The organism is Roseibium sediminicola, assembly GCF_023156505.1.
GTDB lineage: Bacteria > Pseudomonadota > Alphaproteobacteria > Rhizobiales > Stappiaceae > Roseibium > Roseibium sediminicola.
On sequence record NZ_JALNMJ010000009.1, the window covers coordinates 191,445 to 208,136 of the forward strand.

Annotated in this window: 10 protein-coding genes; all 10 read left to right on the forward strand. The window is 63.8% G+C overall.

The features are described 5' to 3' along the window. Positions 1–75 precede the first annotated feature (75 nt). On the forward strand, positions 76–480 hold the full coding sequence (locus M0H32_RS14740; protein WP_248155288.1) for a PTS sugar transporter subunit IIA: 405 nt from the start codon (positions 76–78) through the stop codon (positions 478–480). An 8-nt stretch (positions 481–488) separates the two neighbouring features. Then, positions 489–773, forward strand: coding sequence for an HPr family phosphocarrier protein (locus M0H32_RS14745; RefSeq protein WP_248155290.1), 285 nt, complete (start codon positions 489–491; stop codon positions 771–773). Positions 774–875: 102 nt separating this feature from the next. Then, positions 876–2,183 carry a class I SAM-dependent methyltransferase gene (locus M0H32_RS14750; protein ID WP_248155292.1) on the forward strand — a complete coding sequence of 436 codons (1,308 nt, stop codon included), beginning with the start codon at positions 876–878 and terminating at the stop codon, positions 2,181–2,183. A gap of 101 nt (positions 2,184–2,284) precedes the next feature. Then, entirely contained in the window at positions 2,285–3,349 is a 1,065-nt protein-coding gene (locus M0H32_RS14755; RefSeq protein ID WP_248155294.1) for a serine hydrolase domain-containing protein, read from the forward strand. A gap of 217 nt (positions 3,350–3,566) precedes the next feature. Next, entirely contained in the window at positions 3,567–4,955 is a 1,389-nt protein-coding gene (ahcY, locus tag M0H32_RS14760; RefSeq protein WP_248155296.1) for an adenosylhomocysteinase, read from the forward strand. A gap of 246 nt (positions 4,956–5,201) precedes the next feature. Next, entirely contained in the window at positions 5,202–7,712 is a 2,511-nt protein-coding gene (locus tag M0H32_RS14765; RefSeq protein WP_248155298.1) for a PAS domain-containing sensor histidine kinase, read from the forward strand. Positions 7,713–7,720: 8 nt separating this feature from the next. Then, positions 7,721–9,247: a tRNA (adenosine(37)-N6)-threonylcarbamoyltransferase complex ATPase subunit type 1 TsaE gene (gene tsaE, locus M0H32_RS14770; protein WP_248155300.1), complete on the forward strand. Its 1,527-nt coding sequence runs from the start codon at positions 7,721–7,723 to the stop codon at positions 9,245–9,247. 41 nt (positions 9,248–9,288) lie between these two features. After that, positions 9,289–10,023 carry a nucleotidyltransferase family protein gene (locus M0H32_RS14775; RefSeq protein WP_248155302.1) on the forward strand — a complete coding sequence of 245 codons (735 nt, stop codon included), beginning with the start codon at positions 9,289–9,291 and terminating at the stop codon, positions 10,021–10,023. A 2-nt stretch (positions 10,024–10,025) separates the two neighbouring features. Continuing rightward, entirely contained in the window at positions 10,026–13,163 is a 3,138-nt protein-coding gene (addB, locus tag M0H32_RS14780) for a double-strand break repair protein AddB (protein WP_248155304.1), read from the forward strand. Further along, entirely contained in the window at positions 13,160–16,669 is a 3,510-nt protein-coding gene (gene addA / locus M0H32_RS14785; protein WP_248155306.1) for a double-strand break repair helicase AddA, read from the forward strand. The genes addB and addA overlap by 4 nt, the downstream gene beginning before the upstream one ends. Positions 16,670–16,692: the final 23 nt, after the last annotated feature.

Here is a 16,692-nt window from a genome sequence, read left to right on the forward strand (position 1 = left end):
ATAAACGCCCGGCTCCGTCCGGACCCCTGACAGGGTCCCGAGCCCACTGCACTCGATAATCAGGCTAAACGACGCATGATCGGACTTGTACTTGTGACCCACGGGCGCCTCGCCGAAGAATTCAAGGCGGCGCTGGAACATGTTGTCGGTCCCCAGGAGCAGGTCGAAACCATTTCCATTGGTCCGGATGACGACATGGAACAACGGCGCCAGGACATCCTGGCGGCGGTGGAAGCGGCCAATTCCGGCAAGGGCGTGGTGCTGCTCACCGACATGTTCGGTGGCACGCCGTCGAACCTGGCGATTTCCGTGATGGACAGCAAGTCGGTGGAAGTGGTTGCCGGCGTCAACCTGCCGATGCTGATCAAGCTGGCCAGCGTCCGCTCCGACCGGGACCTTGCCGATGCCGTCGACGAAGCGCGCCAGGCCGGCCAGAAATACATCTCCGTTGCCAGCCAGGTGCTCTCGGGACAGAACTAACAAGAAGAATGACTGCGCAGACCGTACTTGAAAAAGACCTGACCATCGTCAACCGCCGCGGCCTGCACGCACGCGCCTCCGCCAAGCTGGTCAAGCTGGTGGAAACCTTTGAAGCTGATGTCCAGGTGTCGAAGGACGGTCAAACCGTGGGCGGCACCTCGATCATGGGCCTGATGATGCTGGCTGCCAGTCCCGGCTGCTGCATCAAGGTCTGCATCAGCGGGACAGACGCCGACGCGGCGCTGACCGCGATTTCTGAGTTGGTCGAAAGCGGCTTCGGCGAAGAAGATTGACATGCAGGGACCTTGCAGCGATGCAATCCCCCGTCCCCTGCGACCGGCCCGCCGTTTCAAGAGGCCCGGCCAACACACTTTCATTCATGGGAACGCGAATTAATGCCGAGCCAATCCGAGGACCGAGTGCTTTCCGCTGCGCGCGCCGCACTGACCCATATTCATGAGGCGCTGGAACTCGACTTTGCGTTCGAACTCTGGGACGGGTCGCGCATTCCGGCGACCGCTCCCACCGACGGGTTGCGGCTTGCGCTGTCCGAAACGGCGCTGACCCGGTTGCTGCGCCGTCCGAAGATCAAGACGGTGATCGACCTTTATGCGGCCGGTGATCTCGATCCGCGCGGCGGCAGCATCTTCGATTTCGCGGAAAGGCGCCCGGCGATCAAGGGACGCGAGATCCGCAAGCGCCTGAACAAGGGCCTGCTGCTGAAAAGCGCCTGGCCGATCTGGTGGGGCGCCGGCAACAGGAAGACCGCTGCGGAGGCTGAAGGTCTGGACGCGGGCGAGGCCGCCGACCGCAGCTCGGGAAGCCGCAAGGACGACATCGCCTTTCACTATGATGTCTCCAACGAGTTCTACCGCCGCTTTCTCGATCCGGAGATGGTCTACACCTGCGCCTATTTCAGCGACTGGTCGAACGACCTGGCTACGGCGCAAAAGGACAAGCTGGACATGATCTGCCGCAAGCTCCGCCTCAAGCCCGGCGAGCGCATGCTCGATATCGGCTGTGGCTGGGGTGCGCTGATCTGTCATGCGGCCGAACATTACGGCGTCACCGCCGTCGGCGTGACGCTGGCCGAGGAGCAGCTCAAGCTGGCGCGGGAACGGATCGCGGCGCGCGGCCTTGAGGACAAGGTCTCCGTCGAACTGATCGACTATCGCGACATGAAGGGCAAGTTCGACAAGATCTCCTCGATCGGCATGTTCGAGGCGGTGGGTCTCGACAACTACGACAATTATTTCCAGAGCGTGCACCGGCTTTTGAAGCCCCGCGGCATCTATCTGCACCATGCTATCACACGCCGCGGCAAGAAGGACCTGAAGGCCTTCCGCCGCAAGAAGCCGGAATACCAGGCCCTGGTCCGTTACATCTTCCCGGGCGGCGAGGTCGACCATATCGGCTGGACCCTGACCAACCTGGAGGCGCACGGCTTCGAGGTGCACGATGTCGAGGCCTGGCGCGAACACTATGCCCGCACTACGCGGCTGTGGGCGGAGAACCTGATGCAGGTCAAGGACGAGGCCATCGCCGAAATCGGCGAGCACAAGTACCGCCTCTGGCTGGCCTATCTGATCGGCGTCTCGCTCGGCTTCGAGCGCGGCTCCATCGGCATCTTCCAGACCGTGGCCACGCGGCGCACCAAGGGCCCATCCGGCATGCCGCCATCGCGGGCGGATCTCTACAGCTAATGTGACGCAGGCTTGAGACTGCCGTCTGCCTTCAGCCGCGGTTCGGGTCATGAGACAAGCGAAAGGGTGGCGCCGTGCGGAGATCTTGGACAGTCTTTCTGATGCTGCTGACCTTCGGCGCGGCTACGAGCGCGGCGGTAGGCGCACGGGCCGGCGAGGCCGCTGACCTCCTGGACGGATTTGCTGCGGCGGACTGTTCGGACGAGGGGCCGGCCTGGGTATTGTACCTCGACATCGGTGGTGAAGCGGGGTCTGTTGCCTGCGGGCGTGAACGGAGGGGTGGCCTCCGTGCCAGCGCTGACAGCCGGTTCTTGATCGCCTCCGTTTCCAAGCTCTATCTCGCCGTTGCCCTCATGCAGCTGAACGAAGCGGGCCATCTCGACATCGACGATCCTGCAGCACGTTGGCTGCCTGCCGGCCTGGTGGAAAAGCTGGGTGGGTTATTGGACGGAGTTTCCATTGCAAACCTTCTGACCATGACCAGCGGTCTGCCGGATTATCTTGATGATGCCTATTCCCAATCCAGCATCGCCGATGCCAGGGCAGGCATTGCCGGCCGGGATATTCTGATCAAGGCCGTGACCGGCATCGCTGAGGAGCCGCGTCTGTTCGAACCGGGCGCGTCGTTCGATTATTCGAACACCAATTACCTGCTTGCCCAGCTGGTTCTGGAAAAGGCGGCTGGCGCTCCGATGTACGAGGTTTTCGAGGACAGGATTTTCAGGCCGGCTGGCCTGACCGGGACCCGGCTGCTGGGGTACGGTATCGGTCCCGCCGGATTCGTGCAGGGCTTCGAGGATTTCGGCAAGGGGCTGGAGCCGGTGGACGCCTATCTGACGGGCTACGGTTTCGGTGATGGCGGGCTGGTGACAACGGCTGCGGAAGTATCCGGCTTTTACAAGGCGCTCTTCGAATACGGTGTTCTCCTGAGCGACGACAGCCTCGAGCGCCTTCTCATGGATCCCTCGGGTGAAGGCTACGGCATGGGCATTGAAATCGAGTCGCTTGCGGGTGTCGGCGAAGTCCTGGGACACTCGGGTGGGGATACCGGGTTCTCCGCCGACATACGCTATGTGCCTGAGCATGGCGTCACTGTGGTCTATCTGTCCGCGCTGGCGGAGGATGATCTTTCCGTGACCTGGGAGCTTCTGGAAGAGCTTCCTTAACCCTGACAACCGACAGGCTCGATATGATATAAAGAATTCTTTATATCTTTATTGCGTCATGTGCCGCGCGGCGTTATAAACCGCCACAGGATTTCCGGGATCATGTCCGGAAATCGGCATGCGTCTGCCGGAGCGCCCCGAACGGGTGGCGCGCTGACCGGCCGGACGCTTCTCAAGATCTGGCCTTCAAAGCTGGCTCAAACAGCAGGACACTTTCATGACCGACTACATTATCAAAGACATAGGGCTCGCAGATTGGGGCCGCACCGAAATCGAGATTGCCGAACATGAAATGCCGGGTCTGATGGCCTGCCGCGAAGAATTCGGCGCTTCCAAGCCGCTCAAGGGTGCCCGTATCGCCGGTTCCCTGCACATGACCATCCAGACCGCCGTTCTGATCGAGACCCTGGTCGCGCTGGGCGCGGAAGTCCGCTGGGCGTCGTGCAACATCTATTCCACCCAGGACCAGGCCGCCGCCGCCATTGCCGCCGCCGGCATTCCGGTCTTCGCCATCAAGGGCGAGACCCTGGAAGAGTACTGGGACTATGCCGACAAGATCTTCGATTTCCCGGACGGCGCCAACATGATCCTCGACGATGGCGGCGACGCCACGCTGTACATCCTGATGGGTGCGCGCGTGGAAGCCGGCGAGACCGACATCATCGAGAACCCGACCTCCGAGGAAGAAGAGTGCCTGTTCGCGCAGATCAAGAAGCGCATGGCCGCCAACCCGGGCTGGTTCACCAAGCAGAAAGAACTGATTCAGGGCGTTTCGGAAGAAACCACCACCGGCGTTCTGCGTCTTTATGAAATGCAGAAGAAGGGCGCGCTGCCGTTCCCGGCGATCAACGTCAATGACAGCGTCACCAAGTCCAAGTTCGACAACCGCTACGGTTGCCGCGAGTCGCTCGTCGACGGCATCCGCCGCGGCACCGACGTGATGATGTCCGGCAAGGTTGCCGTCGTCTGCGGTTACGGCGATGTCGGCAAGGGCTCCGCCCAGTCGCTGGCCGGCGCCGGCGCCCGCGTGATCGTCACCGAAATCGATCCGATCTGCGCCCTGCAGGCGTCCATGGACGGTTTCGAGGTCAAGACCATGGAACAGGTCCTTCCCGAGGGCGACATCTATGTCACCGCCACTGGCAACAAGGACATCATCACCTTCGACCACATGCGCGGCATGAAGGACATGGCGATCGTCTGCAACATCGGCCACTTTGACAACGAGATCCAGGTTGCCGCTCTGAAGAACACCAAGTGCCGCCCGGTCAAGGACCAGGTCGACATGTACGAGTTCCCGGACGGCAAGCGCATGATCCTGCTCTCCCAGGGCCGTCTCGTGAACCTCGGCAACGCCACCGGTCACCCGAGCTTCGTCATGTCCGCCAGCTTCACCAACCAGGTTCTGGCGCAGATCGAGCTCTTCACCAAGGGCGACCAGTACAAGAACGAAGTCTACGTTCTTCCGAAGCACCTGGACGAGAAGGTCGCGCGCCTGCATCTCGCCAAGCTCGGCGTCACGTTAACCGAATTGACGGACAGCCAATCTCAATATCTGGGGATTAACAAGACCGGTCCGTTCAAGTCGGAACACTACAAATACTGATTTCGGAGAGGGGTGCCACTAGATATGGTGAGCGCCCCGATTCGGGTCTGTGAACAAAAAAATGCAGGACCCTTGAATTTTAAGGGTCCTGTTAACTTTTCAATAACGGACTCTTCTGCGTGATTCTCAAAAAGGTTATGGTTTAGACGAATCAAAGGCCAGGAGGCGGATGTCTTTGATTTGCTCCCAGAAACCGGGGGCTGCAGCCCGCAAGAGCCGGGCAAAGCGGCGTAAGGGGATCACAATATGCCGAAAGGCAGCAGGAACGGCGCGCGGCCACGCGCGACGTGGCGAGAATGGAGTCTGAAATCGGTCAAGCTGAGCGGAACCGCGCTTGCAGGCACAAGCCTGTTCGCTGGTCCGGCGGCGGCCGATATGCTCGCCGACACGACCGCTGCCATCTCTCCCGATAGCATGATTCTTTTTGGCGCGTTAGGCGGCATGTGCGCCTTCGCGATCACCGCCGCCATCGCGCTTGTCCGTCACCGCAAGCAGGCCGCCCAGTTGACCAGCGCGCTGGAAAAGGAAAAGGGCGACCTGAAGTTCCGTGTCGACCGCCTCGAAGCCATGCTCAACACCGATGAGCAGCGGGTGATCGTATGGACGGGCAACGGCGCCATGCCGCAGATCTGGGGTGTCTTGCCGGAAAAATCCGGTGTGCCGCGCCCGCCGGCGCAGCTGCTGGCCTTCGGCAGCTGGCTGACCGCCAAATGCGCCGGCGACCTGGAACGCCATCTGGACATGCTGTTCCGCACCGGCGAAGCCTTCACCACCACCTTGAAGACCCGCACCGGCAGCTATGTGGAAGCGCTTGGCCGCACCACCGGTGGCGCGGTTGTCCTGCGCCTGCGCGACCTGACGGGCGAACGCCAGATGCAGGCAGAGCTTGCCGCTCGCAACGCCAAGATATCCGGCGAGCTGCATATGCTGCACGCCCTGCTTGATGCCATGCCGGCACCTGCCTGGCAGCGGGACGCGGAAGGCAACCTGATCTGGGCCAACCAGGCCTATGCCGAGGCGGTCGACATGCCCGATGCCGAAACCGCGATCAGGGATGGCGCCGCCTTCCTCGATGCGGCTGCGCGCACCGCCATGGCCGTGCAGCGCACAGAGGATGGCTGTTTCAACGCCCGCATTCCGATTGTCGCCTCCGGAGAGCGCTGCGTGTTCGAGGTCACTGATGTCAATGCCAATGTCGGTGGGGCCGGCATTGCCGTGGACATCAGCGAACTGGAACAGGCCAAGAAGGAACTCGGCCGGGCCGAGGATTTCCATGGCCGCACGCTCGACCAGCTGGCCGCGGCGGTCGCCATCTACAGCGCCGACCGCAAGCTGCAATTCTACAATGCCGCCTTCCGTCAGCTCTGGGATCTCGATCCGGCCTTCCTGGAAAGCCGCCCGGAAGACAGTGCGGTGCTCGACGCTTTGCGTGCCGCGCGCAAGATTCCGGAACAGGCCGATTATCGCGGCTGGCGCAACAAGATGCTGGACAGCTATCAGTCGGTCGAGGCCAGAGAGAGCTGGTGGCACCTGCCGGACGGCCGCACGCTGCGCGTCATCGCCAATCCGCATCCGCAGGGCGGCGTCACCTATATCTACGAGAACGTCACCGAGCAGCTCGATCTGGAAAGCCGTTACAACGCGCTGACCCGGGTGCAGGGCGAAACGCTCGACAATCTGTCGGAAGCCGTCGCCGTGTTCGGCTCGGACGGCCGTCTGCGCCTGTGGAACCCGGCCTTCGGCCGCATCTGGGGGCTCGAAGAGGATCAACTCTCCGAGCTGCCACATGTCAAGGAAGTGGTCTCGGCCTGCACGCTCAGCGATCTGGAGCGGGACGCCTGGGAACAGCTCGCCGGTAACGTCACTGGCCTCGTCGACAACCGCACCCAGAAGGTCAGCCGGCTGGAACGGCACAATGGCGACGTGCTCGACTATGCCACGGTGCCGCTGCCTGACGGTGGAACGCTGGTGACCTTTGTCGACGTCACCGACAGCGTCAACGTGGAACGTGCTCTTCTGGAGAAGAACGAGGCACTGGAGCAGGCCGACCAGATCAAGAACGCCTTCATCCAGCACGTCTCCTACGAGCTGCGCTCGCCGCTGACCAACATCATCGGCTTCGCCCAGTTGCTGGCCGATCCGAAATTTGGTGAGCTTTCCGACAAGCAGAGCGAATATGCCGACTACATCCAGTCGTCCTCTTCCGCGCTTCTGGCGATCATCAACGACATTCTCGATCTGGCGACGCTCGATGCCGGCATCATGGAACTCGATCTGGGCGAAGTCGATGTCGCCGCCACGGTCGAGGCCGCTGTTGAGGGCTTGAAGGATAGGCTTGCCGAAACCCGCATCAATCTGCGCACCCATGTGCCGGACGACATCGGCATGATGATTGCCGACGAAAAGCGTCTGCGCCAGGTTTTGTTTAACCTGATTTCCAACGCCGTCCGGTATTCGGAAGCCGAAGGTGTCGTCGATGTCAGCTGCAGCCGCAAGGATGGCAGCGTGACCTTTGTCGTGAAGGATCATGGCTACGGCATCCCGGCGGAAATTCTGACCCAGGTCTTCAACCGTTTTGTCGGCCATGACACCGGCACCCGCCGCCAGGGCGCGGGCCTTGGCCTTGCCATCGTCAAGAGCTTTGTCGAGCTTCATGGCGGCACGGTCGACATCCAGTCGTCGGAAGGCACCGGCACCACCGTGACCTGCACTTTCCCGGCCCGGCCCGAGCTGGCGGACACCGCCGCGGCGGAATAGGGTGCCGGATGGCAGACCACGACCTGAGGCACTTGCCGTCATCTTTCCTGGAACTCGATCTTGCCGACGAGGCGGCGACCCGTCTCCTGGCCAACGACATTGCGATGGCACTCAGGCCCCGCGATACCGTGTGCCTGTCCGGTGACCTTGGCGCCGGAAAGTCGACCTTCACCCGGGCTCTGCTGCGGGCCTTTGCAGGCGATCCGGATCTGGAAGTGCCGAGCCCGACCTTCACCCTGGTCCAGACCTATGCCTTCGACCGGTTCGACCTGTCGCATTTCGATCTCTACCGGCTGGAAGAGCCGGAGGAGATCGAGGAGCTTGGACTGGACGATCTGCTGGAGACGGGCGCAGCGCTGATCGAATGGCCGGAAAAGGCGGAGGAGCTGCTGCCTTCCGGGGCACTCTGGATCCAGATTTCACAGCCATCGGACAACGCCGACAGGCGCCGTTTCCGGTTTTTCTCCGACGAAGCCGCCTGGCAGGACAGGATCAATCAGACGCTCGCGGCGCGCGCCTTCTTGCGCTCGGCGAACCGGGCTGCGGCGGAGCGCCAGTTTCTCGCGGGCGACGCCTCCCTGCGCGGCTTCGAGACCATCGCCGGCGGAGACGCGACGGCGGTCTTGATGCTGTGGCCCTTCCAGGGCGACAGGGTGCCGTCCGCCGTTCGCGCCTATATGCAAAGCGTGCATCTGGCCCGGGATTGCCGGGCCGTTGCCGCGATCGGATCGGAACTGCGCAGACACGGGTTCCAGGCACCGGAGATTTATGCCGCCGATCTCGAAGCAGGCTATGTGCTGTCGCAGGACCTGGGGGCCGAGACCATCGTTGCAGGCGGCAAGCCTGTGCCCGAGCGCTACCATGTCGCCGTGGACATCCTGGCCAGGATGCATGGTCAAGCCTGGCCGGACAGCGTGCCTGTTTCCGATGGCACCATTTATCAGGTCTCGCCTTATTCGCATGAGGCGCTGGTCGCCGAAGCGTCTCTCTTCACCCAGTGGCATGTGCCCCATGTTACCGGCGCTCCGCTGGACAAGGCCGCGCAGAAGACGTTTGAGACTTTGTGGCATCGCGCGCTCGAAGCGATCGCGGATGCGCAATCCGGCTGGGTGCTGCGTGACTTTCATTCGCCCAATCTGCTCTGGCAGGAAGGGGCTGCTGGTACTGACCGGATCGGCCTGATCGATTTTCAGGACACCGTGATCGGACCCGTCGCCTATGACGTTGCTTCGCTGCTACTGGACGCCCGCACGGACATCTCCGAAGCCCTGGAATCGGAGCTCTTCGATGCTTATGTCTCGGCGAGGAAAAAACAGTCTTCCAACTTCGACCAGGAGCGGTTTTCCGAGGCCTACGCGGTGATGGCGGCGCAGCGGATCACCAAGATCCTGGGGATCTTTGTCCGTCTGGCAAAGCGGGACGGTAAGCCGGCTTATTTGAGCCATCTGCCGCGCATGCTAGGCTATCTCGACCGGGTGCTTGACAGGCCTGTCCTGTCGGATTTGAAAGACTGGTACGCACGCTTTCGGCCTTGAAACCGGTATAGTCCGCCGAAGGCCACCAACTGAGAAAAACGATGACACAATCGCGGTTTCGTCCTTCCAAAGCCATGATCCTTGCCGCCGGCATCGGCAAGCGCATGCGCCCGCTGACGGCGACCACGCCGAAACCGCTGATCGAAGTCAACGGCCAGGCCCTGATCGACCATGGTATGGATCGCCTGGCCGCGGCCAAGGTGAAGGCCTGCGTCGTCAACGTCCACTATCTGGCTGACCTTGTGGAAGTGCATGTCCGGCGCCGCTCGGATATGGACATCGTGGTCTCCGACGAGCGGGACCAGCTGCTCGAAACCGGCGGCGGCATCAAGAAGGCCCTGCCTCTTTTGGGCGACGAACCGTTTTTCCAGCTGAATGCGGACACTTGCTATTGGGTGGAAGGCGTCAAGCCGAACCTGGAGCACATGATCGACGCCTGGGACGACAGCCGCATGGATGCCCTGCTGCTGATTGCCGAGACGGTCAAAGCAATCGGCTATGCCGGGCGCGGCGATTTCGACATGGCCCGCGACGGTTCGCTGACCCGGCGGCCGGAAAAGGGCGTCACGCCCTTTGCCTACGCGGGCGCCGCCATTCTCCATCCGCGTCTCTTCGAGACCGCTCCGGACGGGCCGTTCTCGATGAACACCCTGTTTGACAAGGCGATCGAGAACGGACGCCTCTTCGGTGTGCAGATGGAGGGGCTCTGGCTGCATATCGGCACGCCTGATGCCATCCGCGCCGCCGAATACGCCGTGCGTGAGAGTGCTGCCTGAGAATGGCGGACACAACACGTCTCTGGTCTGTTCCACCGTCCGTTCCGTTTCTGAAAACCCTGGTCGACACGCTGGTCGACGGCACGCTCGTGCCGGGCTTCCGTCCGCTGGACGATCCGCTGCTTCTGGCGGATGCCACGCTTTACCTGCCGACCCGCCGCGCCGCGCGCCTGCTGCCTGAGCTGTTCCAACAGCGCTTCGGCGGCCGGCCGGTCCTGCTGCCGGCGATCCGGCCGGTCGGTGACGCGGACGAGGATCTGCAAAGCCTGACGGGAAATGCGGATCTGGAACCGCTTCCCCCCGCAATGCCGCTACTTGAACGGCATCTTGCCATGACCCGGCTGGTCAAGGCCTGGAAGGGCATGCTGCGCCGTGAAGCACTCAGCCTCCGCTCCGACGAGCCGCTCGGCCTGCCGGCCTCGACGGCCGATGCCGCTTGGCTTGCCGGCGACCTGCTGACCTTGATGGACGAGGTCGAAACGGAAGAGGCCGACTGGACGGAACTCTCCGGCCTGGTGCCGGATGACTATGCCCGCTACTGGCAGATCACGCTCGACTTCCTTCAGATCGTGCGCGAGGCGTGGCCGGCGCATCTCGCCGAGCGCGGCCAGATGGACCCGAAAGCCCGCCGCTCTGCGCTGATCCGGCGTGAAGCGCAGCGACTCAGAGAAACGCCGCAGCGTGGCCCCGTGATTGTCGCCGGTGTCACTGGCTCGGTTCCGGCAACGGCGGAACTCCTGAAAGTGGTCGCCGGCCTTGATAAGAGCGCCATCGTGCTGCCCGGGCTCGACCGGTTCATGGACGAGCGGTCCTGGTCGGTGCTCGGCCAGCGCGGGATAGCGGTCCGGACGGCAGGCAAACCCAAAGAGATGACGCTGCCGTCCCACCCGCAATATTCGCTGAAGCAGCTTCTGGACCGGCTGGGCGTCAGACGGGACGACGTGCGCGCGCTCGGCGCGGCGCCGGATCCGGCTTTGCTCCTGCGCGAGGAACTGGTCTCCGAGGCGCTGCGCCCCGCCGAGACCTCCGACGGCTGGACCGGCTTTCTGGATCGACGCCCGGAAGGCGAGCGGGCCCAGGCGCTTGAGACCGTCGCCATCATGACGGCGCGCAACGAGGCTGACGAAGCGCTCAGCGTTGCCATTGCCCTGCGCGAAGCGATCGACCTGGGTGAAACTGCCGCGCTGGTCTCCGCCGACCGGATGCTGACGAGAAGGGTGGCGGCGGAACTCGCCCGCTGGTCGATCCAGGTGGATGACAGCGCAGGCCGGCCGCTCGACCAGACCGCACCCGCCATTCTCGCAATCCTGGCGGCCAAGCTGGCCTTGAACGGCTGCGAGCCGATCGATTTGCTGGCGCTTTTGAAACACCCGCTGACCCGGCTCGGCCTGCCGGTCAAGGATATTCGTTCGGCGGCGCGGGCACTGGAACGCGGTGTCATTCGCGGACCCCGCGCGCGCGCAGGAACGGCCGGCCTGAAACAGGCGGTATCCGCCAGCCGGGAAGCTGCCGAGACGGCCCATACGCCGCGCTGGAAAAAGATCCACGAGGCCGACTGGGACGTGATCGCAAACCTGGCCGACCGGCTGGCAACGGCACTGGCCCCGCTGGAAGAACTGGCTGAGGCGAATGAACCCGTGGATCTGATCGACCTGGCCCGGCGCCTCGTCGAGGTGATCGAGGCGGTCGCGGTCGACGATGCCGGGTCTGTCGCGGAGCTTTACGCGGCCGAGGCTGGCGAGGCGCTGGCGCAGTTCCTGACCGGCCTCCTTGAAGCCGGTTCCAGTGGTCTTGAGATTCCGCCGGGCGAATGGCCGTCCGTGCTGCCGGCGCTGATGGCGGGCCAGGCGGTGCGCCGCCGACTGCCGGGTGACACCAGGGTGCAGATCCTCGGACCGATGGAAGCCCGTCTGCAAAGCTTCGACTTCATGATCCTGGGCGGTCTCAACGAAGGCGTCTGGCCGCAGCGCACACGCAACGATCCCTGGCTGAACCGGCCGATGAAGCGGGACATGGGCCTGGAGCCGCCCGAGCGCCGTCTTGGCGCCGCGGCCCATGATTTTGCGCAAGGTCTTGGCGCGAAGCGGGTGCTGCTGTCACGCGCCGCCCGGTCCGATGGCGCCCCGACGGTCGCTTCCCGCTGGCTGCAGCGGCTGACGACACTGGCCGGTCCGGATCTCACAAAAGAACTGGAAAAACGTGGTGCGGTCTATTCCGCCTATGCTGCCCGTCTCGACCGTTCCGACGGACCGGTCCGGCCCGCGAGACGCCCGGATCCGAAACCGCCGCTCGCGTCCCGCCCGGCCTCCTTGTCGATCACCGAGATCGAGCGCCTGATCCGCGATCCCTACGCGATCTATGCCCGCCATGTGCTCGAGCTGCAGCCGGTCGATCCGATTGGTGGCGAACCGGGCGCCGCCGACAAGGGCAATCTCGTTCACGATGCCCTGGCGAGGTTCCTGATGACCTGGACCGGACCGTTTGACGACAGCGCGGTCGAGGCCCTGATCGGGATCGGTGAGGAACTGTTCGAACCGCTGGATGCCTTTCCTGCGATCCGGGCCCTGTGGTGGCCGCGTTTCCAGAAAATTGCCGCCGGTTTTGTAGCCTATGAGTCGAGGCGCTCGAAATCGGTGTCCGAGCGATTCCTGGAGATCGGCGGCGGCGTCGCCCTTGCCTTGCCTGGCTTCGACTTCCGTTTGCGCGGCCGCGCCGACCGGATCGATCTCCTGGAAGGCGGCGGCCTGTCGGTGATCGACTACAAGACCGGCCAGGTGCCTTCACAAAAACAGGTCGATGCCCTGCTGTCGCCGCAGCTGCCGCTGGAAGCGGCCATGATCAAGCGCTTCGGCTTCAAGAACGTGCCGGCGGACATTTCCGTCACCGAGCTGCTTTACCTGCAGCTGAAAGGGGGCACGGAGCCCGTCATCGAAGCTGTGCGCAACCCCAAGGACACGGCACTGGAAGACCTGATCGAGGATTCCTGGACCCGTCTCGAACAGTTGATCGCGCATTATGCAAAGGAAGAGACCGGCTATCTGTCGCGGGCGCGGGTCATGCGCGAACGGCAGATGGACGGCGACTATGATCATCTGGCACGGACCCAGGAATGGGCGCTCGGGTCGGAGGACAGCGCATGAGCGGCTTCCAGATCCCCCTTCTGACGCGCGAGCGCCAGGACCTCGCCTCGCGCCCTCGTGCCTCCGCCTGGGTGAGCGCCAATGCCGGTTCGGGCAAGACCTTCGTTCTGTCGCGCCGGGTCGTGCGCCTGTTGCTCGACGGCACCGATCCGTCGCGCATCCTCGCGCTCACCTTCACCAAAGCGGCGGCTGCGGAAATGGCCACCCGCGTCTTCCGCATTCTTGGCGACTGGGTGACCAAGGACGACGAAGCGCTCACGAAAGAGCTGCAGGACATCGAAGGCCGCAGGCCCGATGCCGCACGCCTCGCCATGGCCCGGCGCCTGTTCGCCCGGGCGCTGGAAACGCCGGGCGGGCTGAAGATCCAGACCATCCACGGCTTCTGCGAAGCGCTGCTGCACCAGTTCCCGCTGGAGGCCAATGTCGCCGGCCATTTCGCCGTGCTGGACGACCGGGTGGCGGCCGAGCTGATGGCTGAATCCCGCGCCACCGTACTCCATGCCGCTGAGACCGATCCGGGCAGTGCCTATGGCCATGCGCTCGCCTCGGTGATCGAGCTGATGAGCGATGGCGGCGCGCAAAAGGCGCTCGACGAGCTGATCCAGAATCGCGATGCCTTCCGCCGCTGGACCAATGATGCCGACGGGCTGGACGCCGCCCTTGGCGAACTCGCCGGCCTGCTCGACGTCGATCCGTCCGAGCGGCTGTCGGGCTTCGATCTGCGCTTCAAGGCGGAGTGTCCGCTCGATCTCAACGCCTGCCGCGCCTATGCCGAAGCCCTGAACCTTGGCGCCAAGACCGACCAGGCACGGGCGGGGGCGTTGGTCGACGCGGCTGCCTTGAGCGACCCGGCGGCCTTCCGGGAAGCCTGGCTGACAATCTTCCTGACCGCGAAGCTGGAACCGCGCAAGGCACTTGCCACAAAGAAGATCGCCGCCGATTTCCCGCAGATGGTCGAGGCCCTGGAAGCCGAACAGGCGCGCCTGCTGGACCTTCTGGATGCCCGCCGCAAGGTCGCGACCTATGAAGGTACCGCCGCGCTGCTGCGCCTCGCCGATGCGGTCATCCGCCACTATGAGCGCGCCAAGACTGCGCGCGGTTACCTTGATTTCGAGGATCTGGTGGTCAAGACCGCGACGCTGCTGCAGAAGTCCGACGCCGCGCTTTGGGTGCAATACAAGCTCGATCAGGGGCTGGACCATATTCTCGTCGACGAAGCCCAGGACACCAGCCCGCGCCAGTGGGATGTGGTGACCGCATTGGCGGCGGAATTCTTCACCGGCGAGGGCGCGCATGAGCGGGTGCGCACCCTGTTTGCGGTCGGCGACGAGAAGCAGTCGATCTATTCGTTTCAGGGTGCCGTGCCGGCCTATTTCGATGCCATGCGCAGGACCTTCGAACAAAGGGCCGGCGAAGCGGACCGGGAATTCCATTCGGTCAATCTGCAGCTCTCCTTCCGCTCCACGCCCGATGTGCTCGGTGCCGTTGACCGGGTGTTTCAGGATGCCGGCGCCCACAAGGGGCTTTCCCAGGAGGTGAAGGCGCCGGTGCATGAGGCGATCCGCCGGGACCCGGGCATCGTCGATCTGTGGCCGCTGGAAGCCGAGGCCGAGATCGAGGAGCCGGACGACTGGCGCGAACCGATCGACCATGTCGGCACGGGCAGTCCGATGCTGAAGGTGGCCAAGCGGATCGCCGCGGAAATCGCGGACTGGATGCGCGACGGCACGGCCGATCCGGGCGACGTCATGATCCTGGTGCGCAAGCGTGGTCCCTTTGTGGAAGCGCTTAACCGGGAACTGAAGGAGCTCGACATTCCGGCGGCCGGCAGCGACCGGCTGGTCCTGACCGACCATGTCGCGGTCAAGGACCTTGCCGCGCTCGGCCGGTTCCTGCTGTTGCCGGAAGACGACCTGTCGCTCGCCTGTGTGCTGAAGAGTCCGCTCTTTGGTCTCACCGATGACGATCTCTTCGACATTGCCCGCGAGACGCCGGAGAAGATTCGCCCGGGCACGCTGTGGCAGATGCTGGTCAAACGGTCCGAGGCCTCGGAGCTCTGGCGGGGCGTCCGCGCAAAGCTGGAAGACTGGCGCTCCCGCGCCGACTTCGTGCCGCCTTACGAATTCTATGCCCGGCTGCTCGGGGCCGACGGCGGCCGCCGCGCTTTCCGAGCCCGGCTCGGCGTTGAGGTCGATGACGTTCTGGACGAGTTCCTGGCGCTGACGATTGCCTATGAACAGGCGGGCACGCCGGGCCTGGAAGGTTTTCTTGCCTGGATGGCGGCGGCTCCCACCGAGATCAAGCGCGAGCTGACCAACACCAAGGGCATGGTCCGGATCATGACCGTGCACGGTTCCAAGGGGCTGGAAGCGCGCATCGTGATCCTGGTCGATCCGGGCGCGCCACCGGTCAGTGCCATCCACGATCCGGCCTTCCTGCCGCATCCGCGCCTGGACAACGATCTGCTGCCGCCGGCGCTGGTCTGGCTGCCGCCCAAGGCCGACCGCATGCCCTGGCACGACGACACGGTGTCCGAGCTGCGCGCGGCGCAGGAAGAGGAATACCGGCGGCTGCTCTATGTTGCCCTGACCCGGGCAGAGGACCGGCTGGTGGTCTGCGGCTGGGAGCCGAAACGCGGCGCGCATGAGGACTGCTGGTATTCGATGGTCTCCCGAGCCCTGAAACCGGAAGCGCGCGAGCTGACCCGCCCGGACGGCACGATTACCGCCTGGCGCTGGCAGAAGGACCCGAAAGGTGCCGGGGTCTCCGCACCCGAGGCGGCCCATGCCGCGGAAACCGTCGAAAAGGACACGGTCTCTCTGCCGGCCTGGCTGTCCGCGCCGGTAAGGCCACTCCGCAAGAAAAAGCGGCTGCAACCGTCAAAGGCTTTCGAGGCCATGGAGGAAAAGGACGGCATTGAGCCGGTGCCCGCGGTGTCGCGCCTCCAGGCGGGCCGGGACCCGGCCTCCTGGCCGCTGGAACGCGGCCGGCTGATCCACCGTCTCCTGGAACTTCTTCCCGATTTGCCGGAAGCCGAACGTATGGCCGCGGCCGACGCCTATCTGTCCCGGGCGCTGAAACCCGAATTCGCGCACTGGCAGGACCAGTTGCTGGAAGAAGTGGCGGCCATTCTGGAAGCGCCGGATTTTGCGCCGTTGTTTGCGTCAAGCGCCCGTGCCGAAGTGCCCCTGGTCGGCACGATTCGCGCCAGTGATGGCACCGAGGTGGACATTTCCGGCCAGATCGACCGCTTGCTGGTGGAGGAAAACCGGGTTGTGATTGTGGATTACAAGACCAACCTCTATCCACCGTCGTCAGAAGCGGAGGTTCCGTTGGAGTACCGCGCACAGCTTTGTGTTTACAGGGAAATGCTGAAGCAGATTTATCCGGGCAGGGAAATTTCCGCGGTGCTGCTGTGGACCGCCGCTCCCGCTCTGATGGAAATCCCGGCGGAACGGCTGGAAGAGACCTTTGCGGCATTGCGGCCTGACGGCACAGCCGCTTGACGGCGGGCCTCTTGCTTCCTACG

Bases quoted from the DNA above. Each gene is read 5' to 3' on its own strand.
- M0H32_RS14755 (WP_248155294.1), top strand. From the start codon at position 2,285: ATGCTGCTGACCTTCGGCGCGGCTACGAGCGCGGCGGTAGGCGCACGG.
- ahcY (WP_248155296.1), top strand. From the start codon at position 3,567: ATGACCGACTACATTATCAAAGACATAGGGCTCGCAGATTGGGGCCGC.
- M0H32_RS14775 (WP_248155302.1), top strand. From the start codon at position 9,289: ATGACACAATCGCGGTTTCGTCCTTCCAAAGCCATGATCCTTGCCGCC.
- M0H32_RS14765 (WP_248155298.1), top strand. From the start codon at position 5,202: ATGCCGAAAGGCAGCAGGAACGGCGCGCGGCCACGCGCGACGTGGCGA.
- M0H32_RS14745 (WP_248155290.1), top strand. From the start codon at position 489: ATGACTGCGCAGACCGTACTTGAAAAAGACCTGACCATCGTCAACCGC.
- tsaE (WP_248155300.1), top strand. From the start codon at position 7,721: ATGGCAGACCACGACCTGAGGCACTTGCCGTCATCTTTCCTGGAACTC.
- M0H32_RS14750 (WP_248155292.1), top strand. From the start codon at position 876: ATGCCGAGCCAATCCGAGGACCGAGTGCTTTCCGCTGCGCGCGCCGCA.
- addA (WP_248155306.1), top strand. From the start codon at position 13,160: ATGAGCGGCTTCCAGATCCCCCTTCTGACGCGCGAGCGCCAGGACCTC.
- M0H32_RS14740 (WP_248155288.1), top strand. From the start codon at position 76: ATGATCGGACTTGTACTTGTGACCCACGGGCGCCTCGCCGAAGAATTC.
- addB (WP_248155304.1), top strand. From the start codon at position 10,026: ATGGCGGACACAACACGTCTCTGGTCTGTTCCACCGTCCGTTCCGTTT.